Annotated in this window: 12 protein-coding genes; 7 read left to right on the top strand and 5 right to left on the bottom strand. The window is 64.4% G+C overall.

Annotated features, from left to right (window positions below):
- Positions 1-10 precede the first annotated feature (10 nt).
- The gene (locus tag A9762_RS13255; RefSeq protein WP_069342487.1) at positions 11-1,621 is read right to left on the bottom strand and encodes a tetratricopeptide repeat protein; all 1,611 of its coding nucleotides are present in this window, start codon (positions 1,619-1,621) and stop codon (positions 11-13) included.
- A gap of 589 nt (positions 1,622-2,210) precedes the next feature.
- Here A9762_RS13255 and A9762_RS13250 point away from each other — a divergent pair.
- A complete protein-coding gene (locus A9762_RS13250; RefSeq protein WP_069342486.1) occupies positions 2,211-3,950 on the top strand; it encodes an ABC transporter permease subunit in 1,740 nt (579 codons plus the stop codon).
- A 10-nt stretch (positions 3,951-3,960) separates the two neighbouring features.
- Positions 3,961-5,286: an AAA-associated domain-containing protein gene (locus tag A9762_RS13245; RefSeq protein ID WP_069342485.1), complete on the top strand. Its 1,326-nt coding sequence runs from the start codon at positions 3,961-3,963 to the stop codon at positions 5,284-5,286.
- A 137-nt stretch (positions 5,287-5,423) separates the two neighbouring features.
- Here the strand turns inward: A9762_RS13245 and A9762_RS13240 are convergent, their stop codons facing one another.
- The gene (locus A9762_RS13240; protein WP_139133206.1) at positions 5,424-6,323 is read right to left on the bottom strand and encodes a hypothetical protein; all 900 of its coding nucleotides are present in this window, start codon (positions 6,321-6,323) and stop codon (positions 5,424-5,426) included.
- A gap of 467 nt (positions 6,324-6,790) precedes the next feature.
- On the opposite strand from A9762_RS13240, the gene A9762_RS28905 reads away from it, so the two are divergent.
- Entirely contained in the window at positions 6,791-6,934 is a 144-nt protein-coding gene (locus A9762_RS28905) for a hypothetical protein (protein ID WP_170836233.1), read from the top strand.
- A 51-nt stretch (positions 6,935-6,985) separates the two neighbouring features.
- On the opposite strand, the gene A9762_RS13230 is transcribed toward A9762_RS28905, so the two are convergent.
- Together A9762_RS13230 and kbl are read right to left on the bottom strand one after the other, a co-directional pair.
- Positions 6,986-7,963: an NAD-dependent epimerase/dehydratase family protein gene (locus A9762_RS13230; RefSeq protein WP_069342482.1), complete on the bottom strand. Its 978-nt coding sequence runs from the start codon at positions 7,961-7,963 to the stop codon at positions 6,986-6,988.
- Positions 7,964-7,965: 2 nt separating this feature from the next.
- Entirely contained in the window at positions 7,966-9,183 is a 1,218-nt protein-coding gene (kbl, locus tag A9762_RS13225; protein WP_069342481.1) for a glycine C-acetyltransferase, read from the bottom strand.
- Between the two features lie 249 nt (positions 9,184-9,432).
- Between kbl and A9762_RS13220 the strand changes: the two genes are divergently transcribed.
- Positions 9,433-10,023: a helix-turn-helix domain-containing protein gene (locus tag A9762_RS13220; protein WP_069342480.1), complete on the top strand. Its 591-nt coding sequence runs from the start codon at positions 9,433-9,435 to the stop codon at positions 10,021-10,023.
- A 317-nt stretch (positions 10,024-10,340) separates the two neighbouring features.
- Positions 10,341-11,951 (top strand): methyl-accepting chemotaxis protein, encoded by a 1,611-nt coding sequence (locus A9762_RS13215; RefSeq protein ID WP_069342479.1) that lies wholly within the window; start codon positions 10,341-10,343, stop codon positions 11,949-11,951.
- A 146-nt stretch (positions 11,952-12,097) separates the two neighbouring features.
- Here the strand turns inward: A9762_RS13215 and A9762_RS13210 are convergent, their stop codons facing one another.
- Positions 12,098-12,742 carry a TetR/AcrR family transcriptional regulator gene (locus A9762_RS13210; protein ID WP_069342478.1) on the bottom strand — a complete coding sequence of 215 codons (645 nt, stop codon included), beginning with the start codon at positions 12,740-12,742 and terminating at the stop codon, positions 12,098-12,100.
- 259 nt (positions 12,743-13,001) lie between these two features.
- Between A9762_RS13210 and A9762_RS13205 the strand changes: the two genes are divergently transcribed.
- Both A9762_RS13205 and A9762_RS13200 read left to right on the top strand, forming a co-directional pair.
- Positions 13,002-14,288 carry an MFS transporter gene (locus A9762_RS13205; RefSeq protein ID WP_069342477.1) on the top strand — a complete coding sequence of 429 codons (1,287 nt, stop codon included), beginning with the start codon at positions 13,002-13,004 and terminating at the stop codon, positions 14,286-14,288.
- A 234-nt stretch (positions 14,289-14,522) separates the two neighbouring features.
- On the top strand, positions 14,523-15,647 hold the full coding sequence (locus A9762_RS13200; protein ID WP_069342476.1) for an alkene reductase: 1,125 nt from the start codon (positions 14,523-14,525) through the stop codon (positions 15,645-15,647).
- Positions 15,648-15,782: the final 135 nt, after the last annotated feature.

Below are 15,782 nucleotides of genomic sequence, written 5' to 3'. Positions count from 1 at the left end.
CGAGATTCCCTTACGGCGCGGCAACCACGTCGGACTCCCGCGAGGCAATCGCGGCGACGTCCTGACCGACCTGCGCCATCACCGCATCCCAATCGCCGCGCGCCGGCTGACGATAGAGCGAGACGGACGGATACCAGTCGCTGTCGCGCCGCGACAGTTGCCAGCGCCAGTCCGGCGTGAAATTCAACAGCACCCACACCGGCTTGCCCAGCGCGCCAGCCAGATGCGCCACGGCGGTATCGGCCGTGATCACCAGATCCATCTGCGCAATGACGGCCGCCGTCTCGGCAAAGTCGCTGAGCTTCGCGCCGATGTCATGCACGTTGGCGCGGGCATTGCGATAGCTCGCCAGTTCGGCGCGCTCCTCGTCCGTGGCGTCGACCTGCAACGAATACCACTGCGCATTCGTTGCGAACAACGGCGCCCAGTGCTTGAGGGGAATATCGCGGCCCGGCGGGAACGGGCGCGTACGCCACACGAAACCGATGCGCAATGCGCCTTCCGGCTTGTGACCGAGCATCGAGCGCCAGATCATCTCGCGCCCGGCGCTGGCGCGCAGATAAGACGCGTGCGGGGATGCATGCGCAGGCGAATGCGCTGCCACGTTGCCCCCCACCTTGAGCAGGTGCGGCAGGCTGAGCAGTGGCATCTGCCAGTCGAACGACGGCACCGGCATATGCTCGCCGAGCACCGTCACGCCGCGCGCGAAGCCACCCAGCAGCGTCACCAGCGGCGCCTGCACCGACAGCACGACCGTCGCCCCCATCGCGACCAGACGCGGCACGAAACGCACGAACTGCAACGTATCGCCGAACCCCTGTTCGCTATAGACGAACAGGGTCTTGCCGGCCAGCGGCGCCTTGCCGTCCCACAAACGGTCGTTGAAACGCCGTTGCTGAGCGCCATCCTGCCAGCGCCATTCGTAATCGTGCCAGCCGTGTTCGAACTCGCCCAGCAGGAGATTCGTCTGTGCGCGGTTGGTGCGCGCGCCAGCATGATCGGGGGCGAGCTTCACGGCCTGATGCAGGCATTGCAGGGCGTCGTCGAACGCATGCTGCTCGCGCAGCGCCACGCCGAGATTGACCAGCGGATCGGGCTGCGCCGGCGCGATGGCATTGGCGAGCCGGTAGGCGGCGATTTCTTCGTCGAAGCGACCCAGCGCGCCCAGCGCCCGGCCACGGTTGAAATGCGCTTGCCACAGGGCAGGCGCCTTGGCCGCCGTGCGCTCGAACCAGACGAGCGCACGGGCGTTGTCGCCCGCCTGCGCCCACGTCAGGCCGATGGTGTGCAGCGTGCCGATGACGTCCGGCGATTGCTGCACCGTGGCTTCGAACAGCGCCTCGGCTCGCATCGGGCGACCGGCCTGGAGGCTGGCCATGGCAGCGTCGAACGTGGCCTGCGCTCCGGGACGCGGCACGAGTGCCAGCAGCCGATCGAAGGCGTCTGCCGCCGACTCGAAGGCGCTCATGCGCAGCGAGACATAGGCGAGCCCTTCGAGCGCGGGCAGAAATTCGGGGGATTGCTTCAGAACTTGACGTAACTCGGCGATCGCCTCGTCGAGCCGGCCGGCGGCACTCAGTTGTCGTGCACGCTCGCAACGCGCGTCTAATGGCGTCGTCATGCGGCGCATCCTTGCTTGTCTGGGAATTGGAGGGAGACGGGCCGGCAAGCCATTCGAACGCCGGGGCGTGATCCCCCTCGGCAACAGGCGCCGTAGCCCGAGCAAGCGGTGCACACTACACGACCGCACGGCGCGAAGCAAGCCGCGGGAATTGGTCCGTGCAACGCTAATAAAGTTCACATCGTCAACGTTCCATTTACGGGTGTCCGGAACCGCGAATTTCCCCCGCGTTACCCGAGCGGGAAAGCGGCATTGTTCGAAGCGTTTTCCGGAAGCACGGGCACGAATAGCCCACGTCGCCCATATCCTCGGTATCGCCCATAGGGTCCAGATCGCCGATTCGGTATCGCTCGATGAAACCACCTCTTCCCGCAGTGCAGCATAAAAACCACAGTCGCCTGTCGGCGGCGAGGTTTGCCAACGTATGACACCGGCTTTAACATCTTTTTACGGGGCAATCTGGTAGCATCCGCTGCCGTCGCTGCACGTGCATCACGTCGCTGGTCGCTTGTTGCTGCCGTGCTGCCGTGCCGCACACCGACGTTTCAGTCCTGTTGTCCGTCCGAACCCTCATCCAAACGAGGTCTTGATGACGCGCGTAGCCCGTCCGTTCATCCCCGCCACCGCGCGACGCCTGCTGCCCAACCGCTGGGACTTCATTGCGTTTCCGATCATCATCGGTTTCCTGATGGTCAGCTCGATGGGCATTCGCCAGACCTGGGCCCCGCTGGCCGACCTGCATACCGAAGTCATCTCGCTGGACCCGGCCAACCTGCCTGAGTACGCGTTACGCACTACGCTGCGCATGCTGGCCGCGATGGTGGCGTCGCTGATCTTCACGCTGGTCTACGGCACGCTTGCCGCCAAGAGCCGTCGCGCCGAAAAGCTGCTGGTGCCGATGCTGGACATCCTCCAGTCGGTGCCGGTGCTGGGCTACATCTCGTTTACCGTCACGTTCTTCCTCGCCCTGTTCCCGGGTCGCGTGCTCGGCGCCGAATGCGCCGCCATCTTCGCGATCTTCACGAGTCAGGCGTGGAACATGACGTTCTCGTTCTACCAGTCGATGCGCACCCAGCCGCGCGACCTCTCCGAGGTCGCCGTGAACCTGCGCCTCTCGCCGTGGCAGCGGTTCTGGAAGCTCGACGTGCCCTACTCGATGCCGGGCCTCATCTGGAACATGATGATGAGCATGTCGGGCGGCTGGTTCTTCGTGGTGGCCTCCGAGGCGATCACCGTGGGCGACAAGACTGTGACGCTGCCGGGCATCGGCGCTTACCTCGCCACCGCCATCCTCCAGCGCGATCTGGGCGCCGTGGGCTGGGTGATTCTGGCGATGGTCGTCGTCATCGTCATTTACGACCAGTTCCTGTTCCGCCCGATGGTCGCGTGGTCGGACAAGTTCCGGCTGGAAGACACGGTCTCGCAGGCCGCGCCGGAGTCGTGGGTGCTTAACGTCATTCAGCGTACGCGCGCGATCCAGTTGCTGCTGCGTCCGCTGGGCAAGCTGCTGCGCACGATCGCGCGCATGCGCATGCCGGTCTCGCTGCCTGCCGCCATCCACTCCGAGTCGAAATCGCCGCTCTCGCGCGTGATCGACTGGCTGTGGGCCGCAGTGCTCGTGGTGCTGGGCGTGTTCGCCGCGTGGAAGATCTGCTCGTTCGTGCTGGCCGAAGTCGGTGGCCCCGAGATCCTGCGCGTGTTCGGCCTCGGTCTGATCACGCTGGTTCGCGTGATCGTGCTGATCGCCATTGCCTCGGTCATCTGGATACCGCTGGGCGTGTTGATCGGGCTGCGGCCGAAGCTCGCCGAGCGCATCCAGCCGCTGGCGCAGTTCCTCGCCGCCTTCCCGGCCAACCTGCTGTTCCCGATCTTCGTGGTGCTGATCGTCCACTTCCGCCTCAACGCGGACATCTGGCTCTCGCCGCTGATCGTGCTGGGCACGCAGTGGTACATCCTGTTCAACGTGATTGCCGGAGCCACGGCCTTCCCGAACGATTTCAAGGAAGCCGCCACCAACTTCCGCATTCGCGGCTGGCAATGGTGGCGTCAGGTCATGCTGCCGGGCATCTTCCCCTATTACGTGACGGGAGCGATCACGGCGTCCGGTGGCGCGTGGAACGCGTCCATCGTCTCGGAATACGTGCAATGGGGCGACGACAAGGTCGCTGCGCACGGGCTGGGCGCCTACATCGCGCAAATGACGGCCGCCGGCGACTATCCGCGCATTCTGCTCGGCATCGCGGTGATGGCGCTGTTCGTCGTACTGTTCAACCGTTTGCTGTGGCGCCCCATGTACGCCATCGCTGAAAACAAGCTTCGTCTGAATTGAAGGGACCGTGATGCCGAACGATACTTACGCTGGCCAACCGATCGCCGGAAAAGAGATCTTCTCGCTTGCCAACGTCAGCCGTGGCTTTCGCAAGGGCAGCGACGAGCGTCAGGTGCTCGACGGGGTGAACCTGCAACTGCATGAAGGCGAGATCGTCGGTCTGCTGGGCCGCTCGGGCTCGGGCAAGTCGACGCTGCTGCGCATCATCGCCGGGCTGATTCAGCCAAGCTCGGGCGACATCCGCTACATGGGCCAGCCGCTCGAAGGGCCGCCCGAAGGCGTGGCGATGGTCTTCCAGACGTTCGCGCTGTTCCCGTGGCTGACCGTGTTGCAGAACGTGGAAGCCGGGCTCGAAGCCCTCGGCGTCGAGCCGAAGGAGCGCCGCAAGCGCGCGCTCGCCGCGATCGACCTGATCGGTCTGGACGGCTTCGAGAACGCCTATCCGCGCGAACTCTCGGGCGGCATGCGGCAACGGGTGGGGTTCGCCCGCGCGCTCGTCGTGAACCCGACGTTGCTGCTCATGGACGAGCCGTTCTCCGCACTCGACGTGCTTACGGCCGAAACGCTCCGTACTGACCTGCTCGATTTGTGGAGCCAGCGTCAGTTGCCGATCAAGTCGATCCTGATCGTCACGCACAACATCGAGGAAGCCGTGTTCATGTGCGACCGGATTCTCGTGCTGTCGTCGAATCCGGGCCGCGTGGTCGCCGAAATCAAGGTGCCGTTCGCGCATCGCCGCAACCGTCTCGACCCGGCCTTCCGCAAGATGGTCGACGATATCTACGCGCTGATGACCTCGCGCCGCAACGCCCACACCACGCAGAAGATGCCGCTGGAACTCTCCAGTCCGCTGCACGAAGTGTCGACCAACCTGATGGCCGGTCTGCTCGAAGCGCTCGCCGTGCCGCCTTACAACGGGCGCGCCGACTTGCCTGACATCGCGCAAACGCTGCTGCTTGAGGTCGACGACCTCTTCCCCGTGGCCGAAATTCTCGATCAGTTGGGCTTCGCGGAACTCAAGGAAGGCGACATTCTGCTGACCGCTGCGGGCAAGCGCTTCGTGGACGTCAGCACGCAGGAGCGCAAGGTGCTGTTCGCCGAGCATCTGCTGCGTCACGTGCCGCTGGCCGCGAAGATCCGGGCCGTCTTGCAGGAGCGTCGCGGGCAACGCGCGCCGCGCGTGCGTTTCGAACAGGAGCTGGAAGATTCGATGTCGGATGATCTCGCACAGGAAACGCTCGACACTGCCATCAACTGGGGACGTTACGCCGAGATCTTCTCGTACAACGACCACACGGAGACGTTCAGTCTGGAAGACGTGGAAGGCGCGACCTGATGCGCGTCAGTACGAACGCATGAGCGCCGGCTGAAAGAGCAACGCCGCGCGAGCCATCCGGCCGCGCGGCGTTGTCGTTTGTGGATCGGTTGAGCGAAGGCGTCGCGGTCGGCTTCGTCGCCCTCCCCCATGGAAGACTAGAAGGCGTATCCCGCGCCGATCATCCACGTCTGATTGATGGTCTTCGAGTCGGGCTCGTAGGCGCTCACGCCGGGGCCGACCTGCGTGGCCGCCGAACGGCCGTACTGGAACCGCGACCACTCATACGTAGCGTTGATGTGGAAGTTGCGGGCGATCGCATAGTCGAGCCCGAAGCCCGCCACGACGACCGGTTTGTTACCGAGGCTGAAGTTGTTCTGCGAGCCCGCCAGCGTCATCGATGCGCCGAGCATGGCACCGGCACGAATGTCGGCCGTCGCTACAAGCTTCGAAGTGAGTTCCAGTTGCCCCATCAACCCGCCACCGACCACGTGGTGGCGGTATCGCTCGTAGAAGCCATAGGGATCCCGGCTGCTGTCGCGAATCCAGTCGCGATAGCTGTAGCTGATATACGGAATCACCTGCGCATTCCAAGTGCCGAGGTGGAACGGAATGGCTTTACCGGCCTTGAGCGTGACGTCCGTGGCCGTGGAGCGCGTCGACATCTGATAGTCGGACTGGATCACGCGACCGGCGGTGTCCTGCAAATAGCCGCCATAGTTCACGTTGCCATGCGCCACGCGCACCGAACCACTGAAATAGAGATTGGAGATGCCGAACAACTGGCGTTGCGTGGACGCGGTCAGCGCGAACGCCGCCGTGGTGCCGCTCTCGGAATCGCTCTTGCCCGGTCCGATCGTCTCCCAGTAGTTCAACTGCTGGGCACCGACACCGAGCCAGACCTGATTGTTGGCGCGCAGCATGGCTTCCTGCGCATGGGCCGTCGATAGCCCACACAGGCCGACGGTGACGACGGTAGCGATAGCGAGTCGCGCGGTGCGCCCGAAGGCAGTTCCGCGATGGCCGCAAGCGATGGTGCGGCGTGTATCGGGCGTCATGGCACGTCCCTCCCCAGGCGTGATCTCAACGACGACTTGGCAGCGACCATCGGCGTGGCCACCGTTTTCAGGCATTGTTTCAGTGCGTACGACGCCGCGCAAGCGGAGAAATGTGGATTCTTCGCATGCCTCGACGATCGAGATTTCTGCGCGGCGAGGCACCGAAATGGGGAACGCCCGCGCACGGGCCGTGGCAACGGGCGAGCAAGGTGGGGTGGGAGACGGCAGGCCGCTTTCGAGGCGTTCGTCGAAACGATTCGCCCGTTGAGGGAGCGTGTCAAAAAGGCGACACCTATCGGTATAGATACTGATTAGCGGTCGTTTTTGTGCGGTCGCATAATCGACTCAGAACCTGCCGCAAACCGAAGCCGTTCGGGGATCTGCCATGTGCCGGGGGGCGCATCGGCAGAAACGTCAGCAGGTTCTTTCCGCGGCGAAGACCGTGTACCAGATCCGGAAGGTGCAATATGAGCTACTACCATTCGAAAGAGGAAGGCCGCGCACGCGCCATCAGCCTCACGCCGGCCTACCGTTGGCGCCGTCGGGCATTCGCCGTCACATGTGCGGTCGTGGCCGCGCTGGCTTACTACGCGGTCCACCACCCGAAGTAAGCGTCAGCGCAAAACTTCAGTCTCTGCGGTCCCCGCGGCCTCCCCAGTCTTTCAGGCCGCGTTTCCCAGCACGGGCGCATGCCAGTCCAGCGGTACGTTGGCGAGCATGTCGTCCACCATTGCGTCCAGATCGAACGCGGGCTTCCAACCCCAGTCGTAGCGGGCATGCGTGTCGTCGAGCGTATGCGGCCACGTCTCGGCGATCGCCTGACGGAAGTCCGGCGCGTACTTGACGGTGAAGCCCGGCACCCGGCGGGCAATCGCCTCGGCCAGCGTCTTCGGATCGAAACTCACACCGGCCACGTTGTACGACGAACGCACGCGCAGCTTCGCGGCATCGGCATTCATCAGTTCGAGCGTGGCGCGCACGGCATCGGGCATGTGGATCATCGGCAGCGTGGCGTCGTCCTTCAGGAAGCACGTGTAGATCTCGCCGCGACGCGCTGCCTGGAAAATCTCGATCGCGTAGTCCGTGGTGCCGCCGCCGGGCGGCGTCTTGAAGCTGATCACGCCCGGATAGCGCAGGCTGCGCACGTCCACACCGAACTTCGTGAAGTAGTACTCGCACAGCCGCTCACCCGCCTGCTTGCTGATGCCGTACATCGTGGTGGGGTCCATGATGGCGAGCTGCGGTGTCTCGACGGCCGGGGTATGCGGTCCGAACGCGGCAATCGACGACGGCCAGAACACACGCAGCCCACGCCCCTTGCCCTGATGCTCGCGTGCCAGTTCGAGCACGTTGAGCAGGCCGTTCATGTTGAGCGTCCACGCTTGCAGCGGACGGGTCTCGCCCGTGGCCGAGAGCAGCGCCGCCAGATGGAAAATCTGCGTGATGCCGAAGCGCTCGACCAGTGCGGCCAGACGCGCCGCATCGAGCACGTCCAGCGTCTCGTAATGCACCGCGTGACGCGACGGCCCCGGCGCGATGTCCGTGGCGACGACATTCTCGTTGCCGTATTGCGCCGCGAGCGCTTCGACGAGTTCGCTGCCGATCTGCCCGTTGGCGCCGATGATGAGAATTCGTTCCATGATCAACCTTGCTTGAGAATGCCGAGTTCGTTACCGGCCTGGGCAAACGCGGCCAGCGCACGGGTGAGATGTTCGCGGGTATGCGCCGCCGAGAGTTGCACGCGCACGCGCGCCTGACCTTGCGGGACCACGGGATAGAAGAAGCCGGTGGCGATCACGCCGAGTTCGTAGAGCCGCTGCGCGAAGCGCTGGGCGAGCGTGGCGTCGAACAACATGACCGGCACGATCGGGTGCGTGCCCGGTTTGATCGTGAAGCCGAGCGCCGCCACTTCCTGACGGAAGAACGCGGTGTTCGCATGGAGCTGCTCGCGTCGCGCCGACGAATGTTCGAGTTCGTCGAACACGGCCAGCGACGTGCCCACGATGGCCGGTGCCAGGCTGTTCGAGAACAGATACGGACGCGAGCGCTGACGCAGCGTTTCGATCACTTCGCGACGCCCTGCCGTGAAGCCGCCCATCGCCCCGCCAAGCGCCTTGCCCAGCGTGCCCGTGATGATGTCGATCTTGCCGAGCACACCGTGATGTTCGTGGGTACCGCGCCCCGTCGGGCCCATGAAGCCGGACGCGTGACATTCGTCGATCATGATCAACGCACCGTATTGCTCGGCGAGCGCCACGATGCGGTCGAGCTGAGCGATCGTGCCGTCCATCGAAAACACGCCGTCGGTCACGATGATGCGATGACGCGCCCCGGCCGCCGCCTGCAACTGGCGCTCCAGGTCTTCCATGTCGTTGTGGGCGTAGCGCAGACGTTGCGCCTTGCACAGCCGTACGCCGTCGATGATCGAGGCGTGGTTCAGCGCGTCGGAGATGATGGCGTCCTGCTCGTCGAACAGCGGCTCGAACACACCGCCGTTGGCGTCGAACGCGGCGGCGTACAGGATGGCGTCTTCCGTGCCGAGAAACGCCGCGATGCGGGCTTCGAGTTCCTTATGCGGGCCTTGCGTGCCGCAGATGAAACGCACTGACGACAGACCGAAGCCGAAGTCTTCCAACGCCTTCTGCCCCGCCTTGACGAGCGACTCGCTGCCGGACAGGCCGAGGTAGTTGTTGGCGCACAGGTTGATGCGCGTTTGTCCGTCGTCGCACATGACCTCCGGTCCCTGCCGCGACATGAGCACGCGTTCCTGCTTGAAAAGGCCCTGACGGCGCGTGTCTTCAAGTCGTTCGGTCAGTTGACGGTAGAAGCCCTCGCGGGCCTCCGGGGTATGTGCGGTCATCGGGCGCATCTCCTCATTTATGCCATTCATACGTCGAGCGGCACCATCGTGAGGCGCCGCCCGGGAATGCCGCCGGCGCTTTCGGGCGCCGGCCGGGTTCGATATCGTGGAAATCGTGAGGTATGGGCCGGAACCCCGCATGCCCGCGAGCACGCTCTGCTACCATCACGGCATACAGCTTATCGGAAACTATACTTTATATTGAACTAGTTTCAATATATTGAAAAATTCTAATATCCCGGAATTCATATGGCAAGTACTCCCGCAACTTCCGCGGTGACGCCCGTCGCGCCGCCGCCGGTCGGCGACATGATTCAGCAGTTGCGCAAGGAGCGCGGCATGACGCTGGAGACGCTCTCTCGCGCGTCCGGCGTCTCGAAGTCGATGCTCTCGCAGATCGAACGCGACAAGGCCAATCCGACCATCGCCGTGGCGTGGCGGCTTGCCAACGCACTGGGCGTGCGCCTCGACCAGTTGTTGGGTGCCCCGGCGGGCGATCCCGAGCCGGTGCGGATCTTCGGCAAGCACGAAACCCCCACGCTGGCCGGTGCCGAGCAGGCTTATCAGTTGAAAATCCTCGGACCGATGGAGCTGGCCGGGAAGTTCGAGTGGTACGAACTGACGCTGCAACCGGGGGCCGCCCTCGTCTCCGAGCCTCACGATCCGGGCACCCGCGAGCACTTCACCGTGTTCGACGGGCAGGTCGACGTCGAAGTCGATCACATCGCGCGACGCGCCAAATCGGGTGAGACGGCCCGCTATCCGGCGGACCGCGCCCACGCCATCCGCAATGCCGGCAAGTCGGTCGCGCGCGGGCTGATGGTCGTGATCCACGGGTAAGTCGCTCGCTGGCGCCAGCCAGCGCCCGATGACGCACCGTCGTCGGGCACTTGTTCACGCGTTCGTCCGCTTGCCTGTTTGTTCACTCGCCACGCCCGAGATATCCCGCCAAAGCCAGGCCGGACCGCAGCCAAAGCTCAAGTCCCTCTCCAAACTGCCGTTACCACACGTTCGGTCTGTGCCTTCACCGAGGGCATGGACAGCCGGCCCATAGCCGGTCCATAGCCGATCAATAACCGGACCGCCCGGACGTGCCACCACGTCACGCGCGGCCGCCAGCGCAACACCAGCGCGGAATCAGTGGGGATGACGAAGGAATGCAGCGTTTGAGTCTGAAAGCGAAATTGTGGTCGGCGGTCGCACTGATGTGGGTGAGCCTGCTGGCGATGGCGATCTGGGGTGCCTGGGCCCAGCGCGACACCATGCTGGCCGAGCGACGCGTGGGTCTGACCCACGTCGTCGAATCAGGACTGAGTCTGGCCAAGCACTACGCGGCACGCGCCGAACGAGGCGAAATCAGCGTAGCCGACGCCCAAAAGCTCGCTCGTGAGCAGATCGGCGCGATCCGGTACGACGGCGACAACTATTTCGGTATCTTGAACTCACAGCGCGTCATCGTGCTGAACTCGGTCAATCCGAAGCTCGAAGGCAAAGACATGAGCCAGTTCCGCGACCCGTCGGGCAAGCTCATGTTTTCGGACATCGTGGCCGCAGCACGCACCAACGATCCGTTTGTCACGTATCTCTGGCCGAAGCCCGGCTCGGACAAGCCCGTCGAAAAGATCAGCCGCGTGGGCGTGTTCTCGCCGTGGGACTGGTACCTGACGACCGGCGTCTACGTCGACGACATCAACGCCGCCTTCCTCGGCGCGCTGCTGCGCTGGGGCGCAATGCTCGCCGTGGTCGGCCTTGCGGTGTCGGGCGTCATGCTGCTCATCATTCGCAACGTCCAGCAGAGTCTGGGCGGTGAACCCGAATACGCGGCCGACATTGCAACGCGTATTGCGGACGGCGACCTCCTCACGCAGGTACGTCTGCGCCAGGGCGACAGCACCAGCCTGCTTTTCGCGATGCAGCGTATGCAGGGCAACCTCCAGCAAATGATCGGACGCATTCGCAGCGGCACGGGCGCCATCACGCTGGCCTCGCGCGAGATCGCCGAGGGCAACACCGATCTGTCGGCGCGCACCGAACAGCAGGCAGCGGCGCTGGAAGAGACGGCGTCGTCGATGGAGCAACTGACGTCGACGGTCCGCCAGAACGCGGACAACGCCCGTCAGGCCAGCCAGTTGGCCGAGAACGCCTCGGCCATTGCGGTTCGCGGCGGGCAAGTGGTGGATCAGGTCGTCGAGACGATGGAAGGCATCTCGCAAAGCTCGGGCAAGGTGGTCGACATCATCGCCGTGATCGACGGCATTGCGTTCCAGACCAACATTCTTGCGCTCAACGCCGCCGTGGAAGCCGCGCGGGCCGGCGAGCAGGGACGCGGCTTCGCGGTCGTCGCCGGTGAGGTCCGCACGCTGGCGCAACGCAGCGCGGCGGCGGCCAAGGAAATCAAGGAACTGATCGAATCGTCGAACGGCCGGGTGCAGGACGGTTCGGTGCTCGTCGCGCAAGCCGGTCAGACGATGCACGACGTGGTGCAGGCGGTGCGACGCGTGACCGACATCATGGGCGAAATTTCGGCGGCATCGAGCGAGCAGAGCCACGGCATCGAGCAAGTCGGCCGGGCCGTGACGCAGATGGATGAAGTCACTCAGCAGAACGCTGCGCTCGTGGAGCAAGCTGCCGCCGCAGCGGCGTCGATGGAAGATCAGGCACGCTTGCTCGATCAGGCGGTGGCGGCGTTCCGGATGAATGGGACGATGGCCGAGACGCCGGTTACGCGTGGGACGGCTGCCGTCGCACTGCAGCGGCTGGCGGCCTGACGCGAGGCATCGATTCCTGCCGCTGACTCATACGGCGAACTCATGCGGCGGACTCAAGCGACGGACTCTTGCGGCCCGCTTACGCAGCCAACTCATGCCGCCGAGGCATGCGGCTGATTCAAGCTGCCGAGCCTGAGCGGAAATCTTCAGGCCGCGGCTGTCAATTCGCCCGCGAGGCCCGCTTCGATGATCTGACGCGCGACCGTCGGCAGGATGCGTAGCGGCGGCGTGCCGGGCCCGAAGGTCTGGCTCGCCGCGTAGGCACCTTCCAGAATCAGGCACAGTGCGTCGACCAGCGGCGCGGGCTCCGCCAGCCCCGCCGCTGTGACGAGCGCGGTAAAGCGCTTCACCACTTCCGCTTTGTAGTTCACCACCGAGATCCGCGCGGCATGCGTCGGGTCAGGAAATTCCGCCGCGACGTTCACAAACGGGCACCCGCGATAGCCGGGCTTGCTGGCCCGCTCGGCCAGATCCACGAAGATTTGCAGCATCTGCGCACGCGGTTCGCCCGGCCGTTTGGCGATGCTCTCGTCGATGCGCCCCAGACTCGCTGTCTGCATGCAATCGAGGTACGCCAGAATCAGTTCGTCTTTCGACGCATACTGGCGATACAGGCTCATCTTGTTGACGCCGGCGCGCTTGACGACCGCATCCACACCCACCGCACGCACGCCCTCCGAATGAAACAACTCGACGGCAGCATCGAGCAGATGCTGTTGAGCGATCGGCGCGGGCGTGACGTGCCGCGTCGGCTTACCCGCACGCGTGGCAGGCGTTGTCGCTTTGGCCATTTCCGGCCCTCCCTGAAACTGAATCTGGACGGTGGTTCTGCCCTCGCCTCATCGAAGCGCTGTGTCCGGTGCGCACACCGGCGTAACGGGTAAAGCCCTGCCGTCACAAAGGAATACTTGACATGTTACCGATCGGTTCATAACATGGCAACCTCATGTTACCGAGCAGTCACAAGCTATCGATCCCGGTAGACTGCGCGGTTCTCGCAAACGTTCCCGGTTCGGCAAAGAAAACCGAATCCCAGCAAGGATTTCCGCCATGAAGGCTGCACTTGCCAAGCGCATCGACGGACGCTTCCACTACGGGTGGATCGTCGTCGGCGTCATTTTCCTGGTCCTGCTCGCCTCGGCGGGCATTCGCGCGACACCGAGCGTGATGATGGTGCCGCTCGAACACGACTTCGGCTGGAGCCGCGCGACGATCTCGCTGGCGATCTCCGTCAATCTGGCGCTGTACGGCCTGACCGGCCCGTTCGCGGCGGCCGCCATGCAGCGCTTCGGCATTCGTCCGACCGTTATGGTGGCGCTGTTGCTGCTGGCCTCCGGGACCGCCCTGTCGTCGCTCATGACGGCGCCCTGGCAGATGGTCCTGATCTGGGGCGTGATGGTCGGTGGCGGCACGGGCGTGGCCGCCGTGACGCTCGCGGCCACGGTGTCGAACCGCTGGTTCCACACGCATCGCGGCCTGGCGATGGGGATTCTCACCGCCAGCTCGGCAACGGGCCAGATGGTGTTCCTGCCGCTCATGGCAGCGATCACGGAAAACTATGGCTGGCGGCCGGTGGTGCTGATCGTGGCGGTCGTCGCGGCGATCGTGCTGCCGCTCGTGGCATTGCTGGTGCCGGAGCGGCCGGGTTCGGTCGGTCTGCGTCCTGTCGGCGCGCCCGAAGACGCCCCCGATGTCCAGCTCACGCAAGGCAATCCGCTCACCGCCGCGCTGTCGGCCTTGCGCATGGCAGCCGGCAAGCGCGACTTCTGGCTGCTGTTCTTCAGCTTCTTCATCTGCGGCGCGAGCACCAACGGCTACATCGGCACGCACTTCATCGCGATGTGCGGCGATTACGGCCTCTCCGAAGTCAAGGGTGCGGGCATTCTGGCGGCGATGGGCATCCTCGATCTCGTGGGCACCACGGCGTCGGGCTGGTTGTCCGACCGCTACAACAGCCGTGTGCTGCTGTTCTGGTACTACGGCCTGCGCGGGCTGTCGCTCATCTATCTGCCGTATGCCTTCGGCCTCGATTTCTTCGGCCTTCCGCTCTTCGCGCTGTTCTACGGGCTCGACTGGATTGCGACGGTGCCGCCGACGGTGCGCCTGACGACGGACGTGTTCGGCAAGACGATGGCCCCGATCGTGTTCGGCTGGATCGTGGCAGGTCACCAGCTTGGCGCGGCAACGGCGGCGCTCGTGGCCGGTTCGCTGCGTGCAACGCTCGGCAATTACACGATGGCCTCGATGCTCTCGGGCGGTGTGTGCATCATCGGCGCGATCATGGTGCTGCGTATTGCGCCGCACGCGCCGAAGCGTCCGATTGCTGCAAACGCCTGAAATCACGGATTTCGACCGGTTTCCAGGCGAATTCGGTCATAAATCCAGTTTCCGCTACGTTTCGCGATCACTCGTCGCGACGCCCTGTTCCGGTGCAGGGTGTCCGGCGAGTTTTCGTTTCCAGCGTCGATGGCCGGAAGGACGTCGCGGTGCTCAGCAAGGCCATGAGAATTGCCGTAACCTGTGCAAGTTTTGTGCAGCACAGCAACCCCCACTTTCACAGGACCTTCAGCAATGACGGACTCGCAACATTCCCAACTGGCCACGCTCGATACCGACCTGTTTTCGTCGTACGCGCTTGGCCCGCTCGAACTGAGCAACCGCATCGTCATGGCACCGCTGACCCGCAGCCGCGCGGGCAAGGGCGACGTGCCGGGCCCGATGGTCGCCGAGTACTACGCGCAACGTGCATCGGCCGGGCTCATCATCAGTGAAGCCACCAACATCTCGCAGCAAGGCAAAGGCTACGCATTCACGCCCGGCATCTACACCGACGAACAGGTCGCCGGCTGGAAGCAGGTCACGGACGCGCTCCACGCCAAGGGCGGCAAGATTTTCTGCCAGTTGTGGCACGTAGGCCGCATCTCGCATCCGTCGCTGCAACCCGGCGGTGCGCTGCCGGTCGCGCCGTCGGCGATCCAGCCCGCGGGTCAGGCGTTCACGGAACACGGCTTCGAGCCGCATCCGGTGCCGCGCGCGCTGGAAACGTCCGAGATTCCGGGCATCATCGACCAGTATCGTCACGCAGCCGAATGCGCGAAGCGTGCCGGTTTCGACGGCGTGGAAATCCATGCGGCGAACGGCTACCTGCTCGACCAGTTCATGCGCGACAAGACCAACCACCGTACGGACCAGTACGGCGGCAGCATCGAAAATCGCGTGCGTCTGGTACTTGAAGTAACGCAAGCCGTCGTCGATGTCTGGGGTGCCGATCGCGTGGGCATTCGTTTGTCGCCGATCAGCCCGGCCAACGATTGCGGCGACAGCAACCCGGAACCGGTGTTCACTTATGCCGTCGAGCAACTGAACCGTTTCGGTCTCGTGTATCTGCACGTGGTCGAAGGCGCGACGGGCGGCCCGCGTGAAGTGGAAGGCGGCTTCGATCTTCAGAAGCTGCGCAAGATCTTCAAGGGCACGTTCATGGCCAACAACGGCTATGACCTCGCACTGGCGCTCAAGGCTCGCAAAGAAAACCTCGCGGACCTGATTGCGTTCGGCAAGCCGTTCATCGCGAACCCGGATCTGGTGGAGCGCCTCAAGCGCGGCGGCCCGTTCAACGAACTGGACCGCGACACGCTGTACGGCGGCGATGCCCGCGGCTACGTCGACTACCCGACGCTGGACGAGTCGGCGGCGTAACGTCCGTCCGGCACGATGCCGCTGATGTGTCAGGGGCGTCAGACACGGAAAATGTCATCGAATTGATGCGCCTCGCGATGACGTAATCCTCGGAAGGGCTCCTGCGGGAGCCCTTCTACATTTGCTCGCTGGGCT

This window comes from Pandoraea sp. ISTKB (assembly GCF_001721285.1).
GTDB classification, from domain to species: Bacteria; Pseudomonadota; Gammaproteobacteria; order Burkholderiales; family Burkholderiaceae; genus Pandoraea; species Pandoraea capi.
Note: the sequence above shows the minus strand (reverse complement) of the source record. Positions and strands in the feature narration are given on the sequence as shown.